This is a genomic window from Dissulfurispira sp. (assembly GCF_036745535.1).
Lineage (GTDB): Bacteria > Nitrospirota > Thermodesulfovibrionia > Thermodesulfovibrionales > Dissulfurispiraceae > Dissulfurispira.
This window is the reverse complement of the sequence record NZ_DAIOFX010000053.1, coordinates 1-13349: the sequence shown is the minus strand read 5'-3', so window position 1 is coordinate 13349 and position 13349 is coordinate 1. Positions and strand designations below refer to the sequence as shown.

The 13349-nt window shown below is 44.8% G+C and carries 14 protein-coding genes; 7 read left to right on the top strand and 7 right to left on the bottom strand.

The window, feature by feature from the left end:
- Positions 1-83 precede the first annotated feature (83 nt).
- From fusA to rpsL, 3 genes are read right to left on the bottom strand one after another with little or no spacing between them, the layout of a single operon-like run.
- On the bottom strand, positions 84-2162 hold the full coding sequence (gene fusA, locus V7L97_RS09130; protein WP_333655256.1) for an elongation factor G: 2079 nt from the start codon (positions 2160-2162) through the stop codon (positions 84-86).
- 15 nt (positions 2163-2177) lie between these two features.
- On the bottom strand, positions 2178-2648 hold the full coding sequence (gene rpsG / locus V7L97_RS09125) for a 30S ribosomal protein S7 (protein ID WP_333655253.1): 471 nt from the start codon (positions 2646-2648) through the stop codon (positions 2178-2180).
- A gap of 12 nt (positions 2649-2660) precedes the next feature.
- On the bottom strand, positions 2661-3032 hold the full coding sequence (rpsL, locus tag V7L97_RS09120; RefSeq protein WP_333655251.1) for a 30S ribosomal protein S12: 372 nt from the start codon (positions 3030-3032) through the stop codon (positions 2661-2663).
- Positions 3033-3582: 550 nt separating this feature from the next.
- On the opposite strand from rpsL, the gene V7L97_RS09115 reads away from it, so the two are divergent.
- From V7L97_RS09115 to V7L97_RS09085, 7 genes are all read left to right on the top strand, one after another.
- Positions 3583-4200, top strand: coding sequence for an MBL fold metallo-hydrolase (locus V7L97_RS09115; protein ID WP_333655249.1), 618 nt, complete (start codon positions 3583-3585; stop codon positions 4198-4200).
- On the top strand, positions 4200-4823 hold the full coding sequence (gene nth / locus V7L97_RS09110; protein ID WP_333655247.1) for an endonuclease III: 624 nt from the start codon (positions 4200-4202) through the stop codon (positions 4821-4823). Before V7L97_RS09115 ends, nth begins: the two co-directional genes overlap by 1 nt.
- 241 nt (positions 4824-5064) lie before the next feature.
- A complete protein-coding gene (locus tag V7L97_RS09105) occupies positions 5065-6042 on the top strand; it encodes a biotin--[acetyl-CoA-carboxylase] ligase (RefSeq protein WP_333655244.1) in 978 nt (325 codons plus the stop codon).
- Positions 6039-6869: a type III pantothenate kinase gene (locus V7L97_RS09100; protein ID WP_333655243.1), complete on the top strand. Its 831-nt coding sequence runs from the start codon at positions 6039-6041 to the stop codon at positions 6867-6869. The genes V7L97_RS09105 and V7L97_RS09100 overlap by 4 nt, the downstream gene beginning before the upstream one ends.
- Before the next feature lie 179 nt (positions 6870-7048).
- Positions 7049-8074 (top strand): galactose-1-phosphate uridylyltransferase, encoded by a 1026-nt coding sequence (locus V7L97_RS09095; protein ID WP_333655242.1) that lies wholly within the window; start codon positions 7049-7051, stop codon positions 8072-8074.
- Between the two features lie 4 nt (positions 8075-8078).
- Complete coding sequence (locus V7L97_RS09090) at positions 8079-8525, top strand: universal stress protein (protein WP_333655241.1); 447 nt, start codon at positions 8079-8081, stop codon at positions 8523-8525.
- 71 nt (positions 8526-8596) lie between these two features.
- Positions 8597-9724 carry a geranylgeranyl reductase family protein gene (locus V7L97_RS09085; RefSeq protein WP_333655239.1) on the top strand — a complete coding sequence of 376 codons (1128 nt, stop codon included), beginning with the start codon at positions 8597-8599 and terminating at the stop codon, positions 9722-9724.
- 8 nt (positions 9725-9732) lie between these two features.
- Here V7L97_RS09085 and V7L97_RS09080 read toward each other — a convergent pair whose 3' ends face one another.
- The 4 genes from V7L97_RS09080 to V7L97_RS09065 all read right to left on the bottom strand — a co-directional run.
- Entirely contained in the window at positions 9733-10254 is a 522-nt protein-coding gene (locus V7L97_RS09080; RefSeq protein ID WP_333655237.1) for an OmpH family outer membrane protein, read from the bottom strand.
- Positions 10255-10304: 50 nt separating this feature from the next.
- Complete coding sequence (locus V7L97_RS09075; RefSeq protein ID WP_333655236.1) at positions 10305-11267, bottom strand: autotransporter outer membrane beta-barrel domain-containing protein; 963 nt, start codon at positions 11265-11267, stop codon at positions 10305-10307.
- Between the two features lie 10 nt (positions 11268-11277).
- Positions 11278-11973, bottom strand: coding sequence for a C39 family peptidase (locus V7L97_RS09070; protein WP_333655235.1), 696 nt, complete (start codon positions 11971-11973; stop codon positions 11278-11280).
- Positions 11974-12045: 72 nt separating this feature from the next.
- Positions 12046-13349, bottom strand: a 1304-nt coding sequence (locus V7L97_RS09065; protein WP_333655234.1) for a hypothetical protein, incomplete at its 5' end; no start/stop codon positions are given.

The window sequence follows — 13349 nt, the reverse complement described above, 5'->3', positions numbered from 1 at the left end:
CACGTTTACATGCGGCTTTACCCTCTCAAATTTTGCCTTGGCCATAACTCCTCCTCTTGAATTCTTATAATTCCTTTATAAAATTATTCGCCCTTTACCTTTGCAACAATACTATCCATTATGCCTTTAGGGACGTCTTCATAATGGGAAAACTGCATTGTATATGTAGCCCTTCCCTGGGTTTTTGACCTCAGGTCTGTGGCATATCCGAACATCTCTGAAAGGGGTACCATTGCCTTTATCACCTGGGAATTTCCCCTCTTTTCCATAGACTGTATCTTCCCGCGCCTTGAGTTAAGGTCTCCGATAACATCGCCCATATATTCCTCCGGAGTAACGACCTCCACGCTCATTATAGGCTCGAGGAGTGTAATCTGTGCCTTTTTTGCGCCCTCCTTAAATGCCATGGAGCCTGCTATTTTAAAGGCCATTTCTGATGAGTCAACCTCGTGATAGGAACCATCGAATAGGGTTGTCTTAACATCCACAACAGGATAGCCTGCAAGCACGCCACCGTCCATAGCCTCTTTTATACCCTTCTCTACTGCCGGGATATATTCTTTTGGAATAGAGCCGCCAACTATTTTATTGACAAACTCAAATCCCTTTCCTCTTTCCAGAGGCTCTACATCTATCCAGACATGGCCATACTGCCCGCGACCGCCTGACTGCCTTACAAATTTACCCTCTACTCTTGCCGATCTCTTTATGGTCTCTTTATATGCAACCTGTGGCTTGCCCACATTTGCACCAACCTTAAACTCCCTCATCAACCTGTCGACAATTATCTCCAGATGCAGCTCGCCCATTCCTGATATTATTGTCTGTCCTGTCTCTTCGTCATAAGAGACCTTAAAAGATGGATCCTCCTGGGCAAGTTTTGCCAGAGAAACAGAAAGCTTTTCCTGATCTGCCTTTGTCTTTGGTTCAATGGCCACTGCCATAACAGGCTCCGGGAACTGTATTGATTCAAGAATTACAGGGTTGTTCTCATCGCAAAGGGTATCTCCGGTCAATGTACTTTTTAATCCCACAATAGCCGCTATATCGCCCGCCCTTACTTCCTTTATCTCTTCCCTCTTATTGGCATGCATCTTGAAGAGCCTGCCTATTCTTTCCTTTACATCCTTTGTGGAATTATATACATAAGAGCCTGCACTGAGTACGCCTGAATAAACCCTTACAAATGTAAGCTGACCAACAAATGGGTCTGTCATTATTTTAAAGGCAAGGGCTGCAAATGGCTCGTCGTCAGATGCCCTCCTCTCAACCTCTGCCCCATCCGATGGCCTTACTCCTGTTACAGGAGGAATCTCCAGCGGAGAAGGCAGGTAATCCACTATGGCATCGAGGAGCAACTGAACTCCTTTATTTTTAAATGCAGAGCCGCTGAGCACAGGTGTAAATTTCATATCTACCGTACCCTTGCGGATGGCGTTCTTGATTTCATTAACGGATATCTCCTCTCCCGAGAGGTATTTTTCCATTATATTCTCATCGACATCGGCGATTGCCTCTAATAACTTTTCTCTGTATTCCTTTGCCTTGACGATATATTCTTCGGGAATATCAGTCTCAACGTACTTTGCACCGAGTGTCTCGTCATCAAAAAAGAATGCCCTCATAGTCACAAGGTCTATAGATCCCCTCAGTTTATCTTCGCTTCCAATGGGTATCTGAACAGGAACAGGCCTTGCGCCCAATTTCTCGACCATCGTATCCACTGCCATAAAAAAGTCGGCGCCGACCCTGTCCATTTTATTCATAAAGGCAATCCTCGGAACGCCGTATTTATTGGCCTGCCTCCAGACGGTCTCTGACTGCGGCTCGACGCCTGCAACTGCATCGAATACTACAACCGCACCATCAAGAACCCTCAATGAACGCTCAACCTCGACAGTAAAGTCAACGTGTCCTGGCGTGTCAATTATGTTTATCCTGTGGTCTTTCCATGAGCATGTGGTTGCTGCGGATGTTATGGTAATTCCCCTTTCCTGCTCCTGCACCATCCAGTCCATAACAGCGGTTCCCTCATGGACCTCGCCGATTTTATATGTAACGCCCGTATAGTAAAGTATCCTTTCGGTAGTCGTGGTCTTACCAGCGTCGATATGAGCCATAATACCGATATTGCGTGTTTTTTCTAATGGGAATCGTGACATCAGACTAAAATCTCCTTACCACCTGTAGTGCGCAAAGGCCCTGTTCGCCTCTGCCATTCTGTGGGTATCTTCCTTTTTCTTTATAGAACTGCCTGTATTGTTATAAGCATCAAGAAGCTCTCCGGCGAGCTTTTCGCGCATTGTCTTTTCCTTGCGCCCCCTTGAGCAATCTGCAATCCATCTCAATGCAAGGGCCACCTTTCTGTGAGGCCTTACTTCCATCGGAACCTGGTATGTTGCGCCGCCAACCATTCTCGGCTTGACCTCGAGGAGCGGCTTCACATTCTCAACTGCTGTCTTAAATACCTTTAAAGGATCGGAGCCGGTCTTCTCCTTAAGGATGTCCAGCGCTCCGTAGAATACCCTTTCGGCAGTCGACTTTTTGCCATCCCTTAAGATAACGCCGATAAACCTGCTTACCAGCTTGCTGTTGTATTTTGGATCCGGTAATATCTCTCTCTTTACTGATACTCTTCTTCTTGCCATTTTCTTATCCTCTTACTTGGGCCTCTTTGCCCCGTACTTGGACCTTCCCTGTCTCCTGTTTGCAACACCGGCGCAATCAAGGGTACCCCTCAGGATGTGATACCTGACACCGGGGAGGTCCTTAACCCTTCCGCCTCTTATCAATACTATTGAATGCTCCTGCAGGTTATGTCCCACGCCGGGGATATAAGCAGTAACTTCCATGCCGTTGGTAAGCCTGACCCTTGCAACCTTTCTTAATGCCGAGTTCGGTTTTTTTGGCGTGGTTGTATAAACCCTCACGCACACGCCGCGCTTCTGCGGGCAGTTCTTAAGGGCCGGACTCTTCGTCTTTCTCTCGACCTTCTTGCGGCCGTTCTTAATCAGTTGTGCAATCGTAGGCATTCTCTTTCACGGCCTCCATTAAATTTAATACACATGAATTATTACCAGCGAAAAACTTCCGATTTACCGGAAAAACCTGTTAAGCTTACCAGAGAATTCTGTTTTTGTCAAGTCTTTTAAGAGTGTATTGTATACACAAACCCGATAAGCTGGGAAAGACAAATATAACATATCGAATTATAAAAAAATAAAGTGCCATAATCCGCAGCCAGACATCTTGAAAAAAATGTACATAGGGTGTGCTGAAAAGACTTTACACTTCAGGATATTAACCCTCATTTTGTCTTGAACCCGTCATCCACAACATTGCTCACCGCATGGATGAATCATTAATAATCTCTGGCATGAATAAAGAACAACACTTTGTAAAGGCTTTTGAAGCATACCCTATATACATCATTACTGAATTATGGAAGTGGGAATTTTTATGATATAATCTTTACAAAACACGGGAGGGGGCTATGAAGAAATTATTTTCAGGAATATTAATAGTCACCTTTATCTTCACAATGCCAGCAACAATATTTTCAGAAAAAAGGAGGCAAAAATCATGATCAAAAATATTCACTGGCTTGGACATGACACATTTAAAATAACCGGCGAGAAGGTTATTTTCACCGATCCGTTCAAGATTAAAAAGAAGGACACGGCAGATATAATACTGATAACGCACGAGCATTACGATCACTGTTCTCCAGATGATGTAAAAAAGATCCAAACACCAAATACCATAATTGTTACAACATCGGACTGTGCAAAGAAGTTGTCGGGAAATATTAAGATTGTAAAACCGGGCGATAAAATAAATGTAGGCGGAATCGAGATAGAAGCCGTGCCTTCATATAACACAAACAAACAGTTCCATACAAAGGATAAAGGATGGGTCGGCTACATCTTCAGCGTAAGTGGACAGAGGATATACATTGCAGGCGACACAGATTACATACCAGAAATGAAGACATTCAAAAATGTGGACATTGCACTGCTTCCGGTTTCGGGAACCTACGTCATGACAGCAGATGAGGCTGTTCAGGCAGCCCTCGATATCAAGCCGAAAATCGCAATACCAATGCATTACGGCTCCATCGTGGGAGATAAGAATGATGCAAAGCGTTTTGCAGAAGGATTAAAGGATAGAATCGAGGTTGCAATATTAAATGAGGAATAATGGCAAACGCTAAAAAAATAACAGAACTGCTTCTAAAGAAATATCCCCATCCGAGGATCGCCCTTAATTTCACAAATCCTTTTGAACTCCTCGTTGCCACGATACTGTCGGCACAATGCACGGATGTAAAGGTAAACGCCGTGACAAAGGAACTCTTTAAGAAATACAAAATACCCGAAGATTACGCGAAGGCGGACGCCACCAAGTTTGAACGTGAGATAAGCTCAATAACATATTACAAAAACAAGGCAAAGATGATCATTGACTGCTGCAAGAAACTCGTAAAGGATTTTCATGGTAAGGTTCCTCAAACAATGGAGGAACTCATAACGCTTCCGGGAGTTGGCAGAAAGACAGCGAATGTCATACTCGGAAGCTCTTTCGGAAAACAGGCTATACCTGTTGATACACATGTCCTGCGCGTAAGCAACCGCCTCGGGCTTGCACATTCAAGCAATCCGGAAAAAGTAGAGCAAGAACTCATGGGACAGATACCAAATGATAAATGGACATCGTTCAGCCTTGCATTGATACTGCATGGAAGGGAGACATGCGCAGCTAAGAATCCTAAATGCGGAGAGTGTGTTCTATATAAAGAATGCGAGTGGCCGGAAAAAAGATAATCCAAACTAGGCATTTTATATATGTCGGGCACGGCTCAAAGACTTTAAAAAGTGTTGGTTCAAGTGTATATAAAAGATTATAATTGCATCACCCAACAAGTATCCAATGTTGTAGATGACGGATACAAGATAAATGTCTCTACAAGTGCGGAGTTTAAAGTCTTTTCGCCGCACCAGACATATATTTCTAAAATAGAAGCACTCACTTTAGGTATAACCCAATGGGTTAGCGGTATTGCCTATGAATAATAATAAGGAAATAATAAGGCTCCTGAAGGAAAAAGAAGATTTTATTTCAGGTGCAGAAATAGCAAATACCCTGAAAGTCACAAGAACAGCCGTATGGAAAAGGATTAACATCCTCAGGAAAAAAGGCTATACAATCGAGGCGTCGCCTGCAAAGGGATATAAATTACTAAAATCGCCCGATCTATCCATTGAAGAAATAAGAGACTCTATTTCAGGCCGGTCCATGATTATCGGAAGGGAAATAATATTTTTCGACACCATAAATTCTACCAATACATACGCTATGGAACTTGCAGAAAAGGGGTATCCCGAGGGAACGGTCATCATAGCCGACGCACAGACAGGCGGCAAGGGGAGGCTCGGAAGGAAATGGCTGTCGCCTCAAGGGAAAAATCTCTATATGAGCATTATCTTAAGACCCGTAATCCTGCCGAGGGACGCAGCGATACTGACACTCATGTCGGCGGTTGCCTGTGCATCCGCAATAAAACGGCTTTCATCCGTCCCTGCTGCCATAAAATGGCCAAATGACATAATGGTCTCTGACAAAAAATTGGGCGGCATACTAACAGAAATAAAGGCTGATATGGACAGGATATTCCATGCAGTCATAGGCATAGGGATAAACATAAATCTCGAAGCCGGCGACATGCCCGATGAAATTAAGGCATGTGCTACATCCATTAAAAATGAATCAGGAGATGCTCAATCAAGAACCCTTATTGCCATTGAAATAATAAAGGAACTGGACAGGTGGTACAGCATGCTGTTGAACAGCGGGAAAAAGCCTGTAATTGAGGAGTGGCTGAAGCTATCATCCACCATAGGCCGCGCCGTGAAAGTGGCCGTGGGAAACAATGTTTTTACGGGAATTGCAGGAACTATAGATGAGGAAGGAATGCTGATGCTGAAGCTCCCTGACAATACAGTGAAAAAAATAAGCGCAGGAGATGTGACAATACTCAGATGAGCATACTGCTTGCTGTTGACATCGGGAACTCCACCATTGGATTCGGCATATTTCTAAACCCGATAAAAAACACAAAATTGTTCATCAAAAAAATTCCAACTCATCCGATACAGTCGGCAGAGGCATATAAAAAAATAATTGCTGAGATTATAGAGCATTTCACACATTCACCCACTCACCCATTCACCCATTCACCCAGAATTGATTCTATAGTCTCATCCGTTGTCCCGTCCACCGATAGATCGATTATTGAGGCAATAAAAGACATATGCAGCAGAAAACCAATAATAGTAAGTCATAAAATACCCTGTGGTCTTACCTTTGACGTGAAGCATCCCGAAAGAATAGGGGCAGACAGGATTGCCGATGCCGTGGCGGGTTTCTCTTATTATAAGAAACCCGTTGCAGTTGTGGACATGGGCACGGCTACCACAATAACTGTTGTCAGCCCCAAAAAATCTTGCAACCATCCTGTCTTTTTGGGAGGGGCTATAATGCCGGGAATAGACCTCATGCATCATGCCCTTCATGAAGGGACTGCAAAACTGCCTCCTGTCTCCATCAAAAGGCCAAAAACAGTGCTGGGGAAAGATACAGCATCATCCATGACTTCGGGGATTATAAACGGGACTGCAGGTGCAGTCGAAGCACTGATAAAAAGTATAGAGAAAGAACTCGGTTTTAGGTTAAAATTAGTTCTGACAGGCGGACATGCGAAACTCGTGTCTCCTCTGATTAAAAGGGATCACTGCCTGGCTCCCAACCTAACCTTTGAGGGACTAAGGTTGATTTATTTATATATGTCAGGCACTGCTCAAAGACTTTAAAAAGTGTTGGTTTAATTGTATATGAGAGATAATAAATATATCATCCAACAAGTATTCAATGTAGTAGATGACGGATACAAGATAAATGTATTTAGCAGTGCGTGGTTTAAAGTCTTTTCGCAGCACCTGACATATATCTTTAGATTAAAGTCGCTCAATTCAGGTATTAAGGAGCAGATATGCACGAACTAAGAAAAGACCCCATACTTAACAGATGGGTAGCTGTGCTTAAAGATTCAAAACCGCCTGCCTTCTATTTTGAGAAAAATATCGAACACATTATTCAGGATACAGACGGCAGCAACTGCATATTGTGTCAGGGGAGAGAAGATAAGACCCCGCCTGAAATATTTGCCATAAGGGAAACAGGCACTCCTCCCAATGCACCGAACTGGCAGACAAGGGTAGTTCCGAGAATCAATCCCATATTTCAAATAGAAGGCGATCTGGGAAGAAGAGGGGCCGGGATGTATGACAAGATGAACAGCATAGGCGCCAATGAGATAATCATAGAATCCCCAAAGCATGATACCCCTCCTGAGGATTTGGGCATCTCGCAAGTAATCAAGGTGGTAACAACTTACAAGAACCGCGTATCGGAACTGGAAAAAGACCCACGGTTGCGATATACCCTTATCTATAAGGACTGCGGGAAGACAGCCGGAGAATTATTCCGCCATCCCCATTCCCAGGTCATTGCCACACCCGTGATACCAAAGGGGATCAAGGAAGAGCTCGATGGGGCAAAGGCCTATTTTTATTATAAAGAGCGGTGCATATTCTGCGATATACTGAACGAGGAACTGAGAACCGGTGAAAGGGTAATCATGGAGACAACCCACTTCGTTGCATTTACTCCATTCGCACCGAGGTCTCCATTTGAATACTGGATAATGCCCAGAAGGCACAACTGCGCTTTTCAGGATATATGCGACGAAGAGCTGGAAGACTTGAGCCTGATACTGATGACAGCAATTAAAAAAATGAGGACCCTCTTTAAAAATCCACCGTACAATTATGTGCTGCATACAGCGCCGAACAGGATGCCGAGGAAAGATCACTGGCATACGCTGGGAGAGGATTTCCACTGGCATATGGAAGTGATGCCGCACCTCGTAACAAAAAGCGGTTTTGAATGGGACTCGGAATTTCATATACTGACTACATCCCCGGAGGATGCAGCCAAATATCTCAAGGAGGTCTAATATTATGGAGATCAAAAGGATTCTTTTCCCAACAGACTTTTCTAAAGGGGCATTAAATGCCTTGCCTTACGCTGTAGATCTGGCAAAGAGTTATGGAGCAAAGCTCCACATGCTGCATGTCGTATACGATATAGCAACGGCATCGGGACTATACGTGCCCCATATTTCTGTTGACGAGATGTATAAGGAGCTTGATGCAAGCGCACGGAAGGAGCTTGAGAAATTCGGTGCAGACAAGAGAATGGACTTAAAGGATGTGGAATATACCGTCATCAGAGGCATACCGTATGAGGAGATACTGAAGTTTGCCGAGGAGAAAAACATCGACCTCATCGTTATCGGAACTCACGGCAGAAAAGGTATTGACAGGGTCTTGTTCGGAAGCACTGCAGAAAGGGTGGTAAGAAATGCATCATGCCCTGTGTTGACGGTAAGAGGGCTGAAGAAGTAATCATATTCAGTAGCCGGTCACCAGTGGCCAGAAGTCTTTCCTGTCAACTGGTAACTGGCTGCTAACTTATTATGCTGCGAACTCATGTCCTTGTCATAGGCGGCGGACCTGCAGGCTCTACGGCTGCACGTTTTTTAGCTGACAGCGGTATAGACACTGTCCTTTTAGAAAGAGACCTGTCTTACGTAAAGCCATGCGGAGGCGGGATCCCCTCCACAGCCCTGCATGAATTGAGCATCCCTGAAGACGTTGTCAAGAAAAAGATAAAGAAAATGCGGATAGTATCCCCGAAGGGAGAAGAGGTTGAGATCGAGTTGAAGGGCGGACATCTCTGCATTACGGGAAGGGGCGCGTTCGATGCAAAATTGAGGGAAATCGCTAAAAACAGCGGTGCATCGGTAGTGGAGGCAGAGTTTACGCGGTTCGAAGAAATCGGAAAGAAAATCATCTCAACAGCAAGAAGAAGTTCCACCAACGAGGAAATTAAAATAAAGTCGGATTATGTGATAGCATCCGACGGAATAACGTTCAGAGCCGGATCCAGCATCGGACACACCAAGCCCGATTGTCTTTCTACCATAAGCGCACATATAACATCCGATGATTTCGACGCTTGCGAGTTCTGGTTTGGATCAAGCCATGCATCGCAGTTTTATTCCTGGGTATTCCCGTCCGGCGGTTATTCCTCCATAGGAACCGGAAGCGCAAATCCGAGAGAACTCACTCCTCTTCTGGACACGTTTATCAGAAGGAGATTTGGCATGCCTTTAAAAGATTTTGCTGCTGAAAAATTTTTTGGGAAAACACGGGCGTTCAAAGTACCGGAATGGAACGGGACCCGTTTTAACATCAACAATATCCTGTTTGCAGGGGATGCTGCGGGCATAGTCATGCCGATAACATATGAAGGCATTTACTATGCAATGAAATCAGGAGAATTCGCTGCGCGGGCAATAGCCGAAGGCAAACCTGCCCTTTATAAAAAACTGTGGAGCAGCAGATTCAGAACCAGATTTCTGCTCATGAGCAAGATAAGAAATTACCTTTTTAAAAGCGATGCCCAAATCGAAAAGTTCGTGGCACTTCATAAAAGGCCCGAAGTGCAGGAAATCGCAGTGAGGTTGTGGCTCAAAAAAGAGACCGGAAGCAGCGCCCTCATTTCCTATATGAAAATTTTTAAACACCTTTTAAAAATATAGCATCACATTTACTTCTTTCCTGAATACTCATCATCATATCCCTTTATGACCTCCTTTGTTATATCGCTTTCAGGAGGAAAGACTATGATGCTGCTTCCAACACGCTCAAAGACATAATCTATCCCTTTGTCCTTTGCCATCTTGCCGGCCAACTCCCTGACCTTGAATGCAATCCTCTCTGTGAGTTCCATATCTTTCTGTCTTGCCTCTTTTTGCAGCCTGGCTATTAAGTCATTATATTCTCTGAGTTTTTTCTGATAATCCTGCTGAAGCTTTTTTATCTTTTGGTCGGCAGAGCCGGGATTTTTCAGCTCTTCGTTGAGTTTGTTCAGTTCGTCCTCTCTCTGTTTAAGGATTTTCTGATGTTCATTGCGGAGCTTTTGCATCTCTGCCTGCGCATCTTTGCCGGCCCTGGACTCATCGATAATCTGCTGGATGCTTATAAAACATATCTTAGGTGCCGCAAATGCAGAGCCTGCAATTAATAAAATGGACAACACAAGCGGGCATAATATCTTTAACAACCTCATTAGGCAATCCTCCTTATCAGTATGAATAGATTCCCAAGTCTTCGTCTTTTTTAAAGAGTAAAAGGCACCCTCATTTCCACTGTTACATCAGGCGCATCTTTTGTAAGTCCTACACCCACGGAAAAACTCAAGGAAGTTTTGGCGCCCAGGGCATGGCTGACACCGAAAAACAGGCTTCCCACATTAACATCGGAATTTGTAACTTTATTTCCATTCTGTTTGCTCTTAAATGTAAATCTCTGCTGGTAGGAAATGCTGGTGGAGAGCTTTTCATTAAGTGCATATGCCATGCCGAGACCGAGTTCAAGACTGTCTCCAGGCTTTATCTTTCCATAATCCACACCGCCCTTAACACCCACGTTCCTCTCAAAGTTATAAAAATATCCAAGGGTCGCAAAAAGCACTGCAGGATCGCTTGATTTGACAAATGTGAGACCTGCAGAAAGGCCGTAATGCCCGCTTCCTGTGGGCAGCTCCACAAGCCTCTGTTTTCCCTCTATTAACTCTGTCTTCAACCCGTAAGGGTCCTTTCCTGTTGTGGACTTGCCTCTTATATTCAAAACAATATCCGGCCATGCGCCTCTTTCCCTTAAAAGCTGATAGTTCAGTGCAGCCTCTATATCGCCCAGATTGCTTTCATCAACCGTTCTTTCCATTTCATCCGTACCAGATGGTCCCGCAACCCAGACCTCTTTGTCCCTTCTATACATCCACGGCACTTTGACCTCAAACTGGAGATCCTTTGCTATGCCATATCTGAAATTTATAAAAGGGGTAACAACATCCCTCTTGACGTCTTCCGTTACTATTCTGCCTATAACTATGGCCTCAAGCAGTGTAAAACCGCTTATGGATATCCTCGCTCTGGATGTATGGGAGCATGAGACACCTTCGATGGTCTTTGGGTTCAGCCCCAATCCATCGAACCCGTAGCTCAGCACAGGGGACAGGGATAAAAGCACCGCGCTTGCTATAAGCAGAACCATGGTCTTATTTAGTTTCTTTAAACACATACATAACCTCCTATCTTCTAAACTCAAAGGCATTCATAAATAGGTTTCTCATCATGAGATCATTCAACCTCCATATCTCAGCCTTGTTTACGCTCAAAGGTCCATCAAACCTGCCGTAGGTGGATGACATCTCCTTTCCATGAACCACAAATACTATCCCATTCCATGCAGCAAGAAATTCATCCACAGGTATCTTCCTGTTTCCGATGGCAGGGTCGGCAACATATGCCGTGCCATCCAGCACCCCTTTCAGCACAACAAAATGGGAGTAGCCGTTTGTATTCATGAGCACTATGGTGGGAATCTTTATCTTAGGCAGTTGCTCCGGCTTTACCATATACCCGTCCGCCTTGTAGCCTATATTCTGGGCATATATCTTGAGGTCAAGAAGGGAAAAGCCCCTCTCCTGAATCTTCTCTGCATCGCCGTTTTTTAACAACCACTCCACAATCTCATTCTCAGAGGCATTGGCATCGTCGTAGAAATACCTCATTATGGTAGCCATGGATGCAGCTCCGCAACTGAAATCCGTCTCCTGGCGTATGATATTCCTGAACTTCATTTCCTTCATGCTCATAACCCGTTTATTGATGGTACTGCCATAGGGAACCTTCACAGAAAGATCAGCAGCCATAACCGCAGAACAGAGCAGGCAAGACAAAACTAAAAATATGGAAATGCTGTATTTTATGACCTTTGATCTCATGTCTTCACCACTTGCCATGGTTTTTAAAAAGGAAAGGCACCGGCGCAGAGCGCCAGTGCCTTAACAAGTTTTTTACTTTAAACCTTCGCCGCCGCCATTGCCGCCGCCATTAACAGGTGCAATATATGTCACTGCCAATGCATTGGCCTGGAGATTGCCTGTGCCTGCTGCGATGTTAACGCCGATGTTTCCTGTTGCGCCCCTCAGTGCATTTCCGCCTAAGGATGCAGTGTTTATCATGTTAACATTCCTCCTGATCACAACAGGGATGTTGCCGCTAACCGTGCCGAGTATTGAGCCGCCGAGATATCCGCCTTCAATACCGGCTTCTAATCCAGCATATGATCCGCTCTCTGAGCCAGAGTAGGTTCCGCTTTCTGTGCCTCTGTTGTCAAATGCAAGGCCGCCAACACCTTCTCTGTATGGATTGGCAATAGCTCCCTGTGTCGCGTTATCCATATCAAGGTGTCCGATCTCACTGGGGCTGTGTGGATGCTGGTCATGTGGCTCGTACCCCCTATTAACCGTCCATATATCCGGATAGAAGTTGTTTGCCTGATAGCTCACTCCGCTCGTTGTTCCTCTGTATGTTCCGCCTTCTGAGCCGCTGTAGTTACCGCCTGCAACTCCATAATATCCACCGATATAACCGCCATCAAGGGTTGCAGAGAGACCAAGCCTTACCGGTATTATTTGCACTTCTTCCACCTTTACAGGCTTATTCATGGTCATGTTTCCTGCTGATTCCTGGTGTATGCCAACCTTTGCTATGCCGACCTTTGTAGGCGCTGCAGCAATAGCAGTCATGTTGGACTGGGCATTGTTGTTTCCTGCCACAACATTTACACCAATATTTCCTGTTGCACCCATGAGGGCACTGCCGTCCAGAGAGGCACTGTTTGTCCTTCCCTTATTGCAGGTGAAGTTCAACAGGCTCAACTGCTCCTTGAATATCATGGCATCTGCCATGGAGTTTTCCTGTTCTGATGCAGCTATGGCTGCAAGGTTGTCCTGAGCATTGTTGTCGCCTGCAGCCACATTAACACCTATGTTGCCTTCAGCTCCCTCAAGTGCATGGCCGCTGATAGTTGCAGTGTTGGGGTTCTCTTCGTTAATAACCATGTTCTCTTTGAGTATCTGGTTGTTCTTTATTTCAGCAGATGCAAGACCATCAACAGTCAGGTGTTTCCACCTCCGATACCCTTCACTTCCCTTTATTTTGATGTCTGCATCGATGCTCACATCGAGTGTCTTTGAGTTGGAGACATAGGTATTCTCCTCGATATTCTTTGTAATGCTCACGTCAAGGGACTGTTCGATGTCGATGCCAGATAGGTATAGACATATTAACCAGTTTATAGAGGCTATAGAAACAA

What these genes read in the sequence shown, in the direction of transcription:
- fusA (WP_333655256.1), bottom strand. Translation starts at nt 2,162, where the DNA reads ATGTCACGATTCCCATTAGAAAAAACACGCAATATCGGTATTATGGCT.
- rpsG (WP_333655253.1), bottom strand. Translation starts at nt 2,648, where the DNA reads ATGGCAAGAAGAAGAGTATCAGTAAAGAGAGAGATATTACCGGATCCA.
- rpsL (WP_333655251.1), bottom strand. Translation starts at nt 3,032, where the DNA reads ATGCCTACGATTGCACAACTGATTAAGAACGGCCGCAAGAAGGTCGAG.
- V7L97_RS09115 (WP_333655249.1), top strand. Translation starts at nt 3,583, where the DNA reads ATGATCAAAAATATTCACTGGCTTGGACATGACACATTTAAAATAACC.
- nth (WP_333655247.1), top strand. Translation starts at nt 4,200, where the DNA reads ATGGCAAACGCTAAAAAAATAACAGAACTGCTTCTAAAGAAATATCCC.
- V7L97_RS09105 (WP_333655244.1), top strand. Translation starts at nt 5,065, where the DNA reads ATGAATAATAATAAGGAAATAATAAGGCTCCTGAAGGAAAAAGAAGAT.
- V7L97_RS09100 (WP_333655243.1), top strand. Translation starts at nt 6,039, where the DNA reads ATGAGCATACTGCTTGCTGTTGACATCGGGAACTCCACCATTGGATTC.
- V7L97_RS09095 (WP_333655242.1), top strand. Translation starts at nt 7,049, where the DNA reads ATGCACGAACTAAGAAAAGACCCCATACTTAACAGATGGGTAGCTGTG.
- V7L97_RS09090 (WP_333655241.1), top strand. Translation starts at nt 8,079, where the DNA reads ATGGAGATCAAAAGGATTCTTTTCCCAACAGACTTTTCTAAAGGGGCA.
- V7L97_RS09085 (WP_333655239.1), top strand. Translation starts at nt 8,597, where the DNA reads ATGCTGCGAACTCATGTCCTTGTCATAGGCGGCGGACCTGCAGGCTCT.
- V7L97_RS09080 (WP_333655237.1), bottom strand. Translation starts at nt 10,254, where the DNA reads ATGAGGTTGTTAAAGATATTATGCCCGCTTGTGTTGTCCATTTTATTA.
- V7L97_RS09075 (WP_333655236.1), bottom strand. Translation starts at nt 11,267, where the DNA reads ATGTGTTTAAAGAAACTAAATAAGACCATGGTTCTGCTTATAGCAAGC.
- V7L97_RS09070 (WP_333655235.1), bottom strand. Translation starts at nt 11,973, where the DNA reads ATGAGATCAAAGGTCATAAAATACAGCATTTCCATATTTTTAGTTTTG.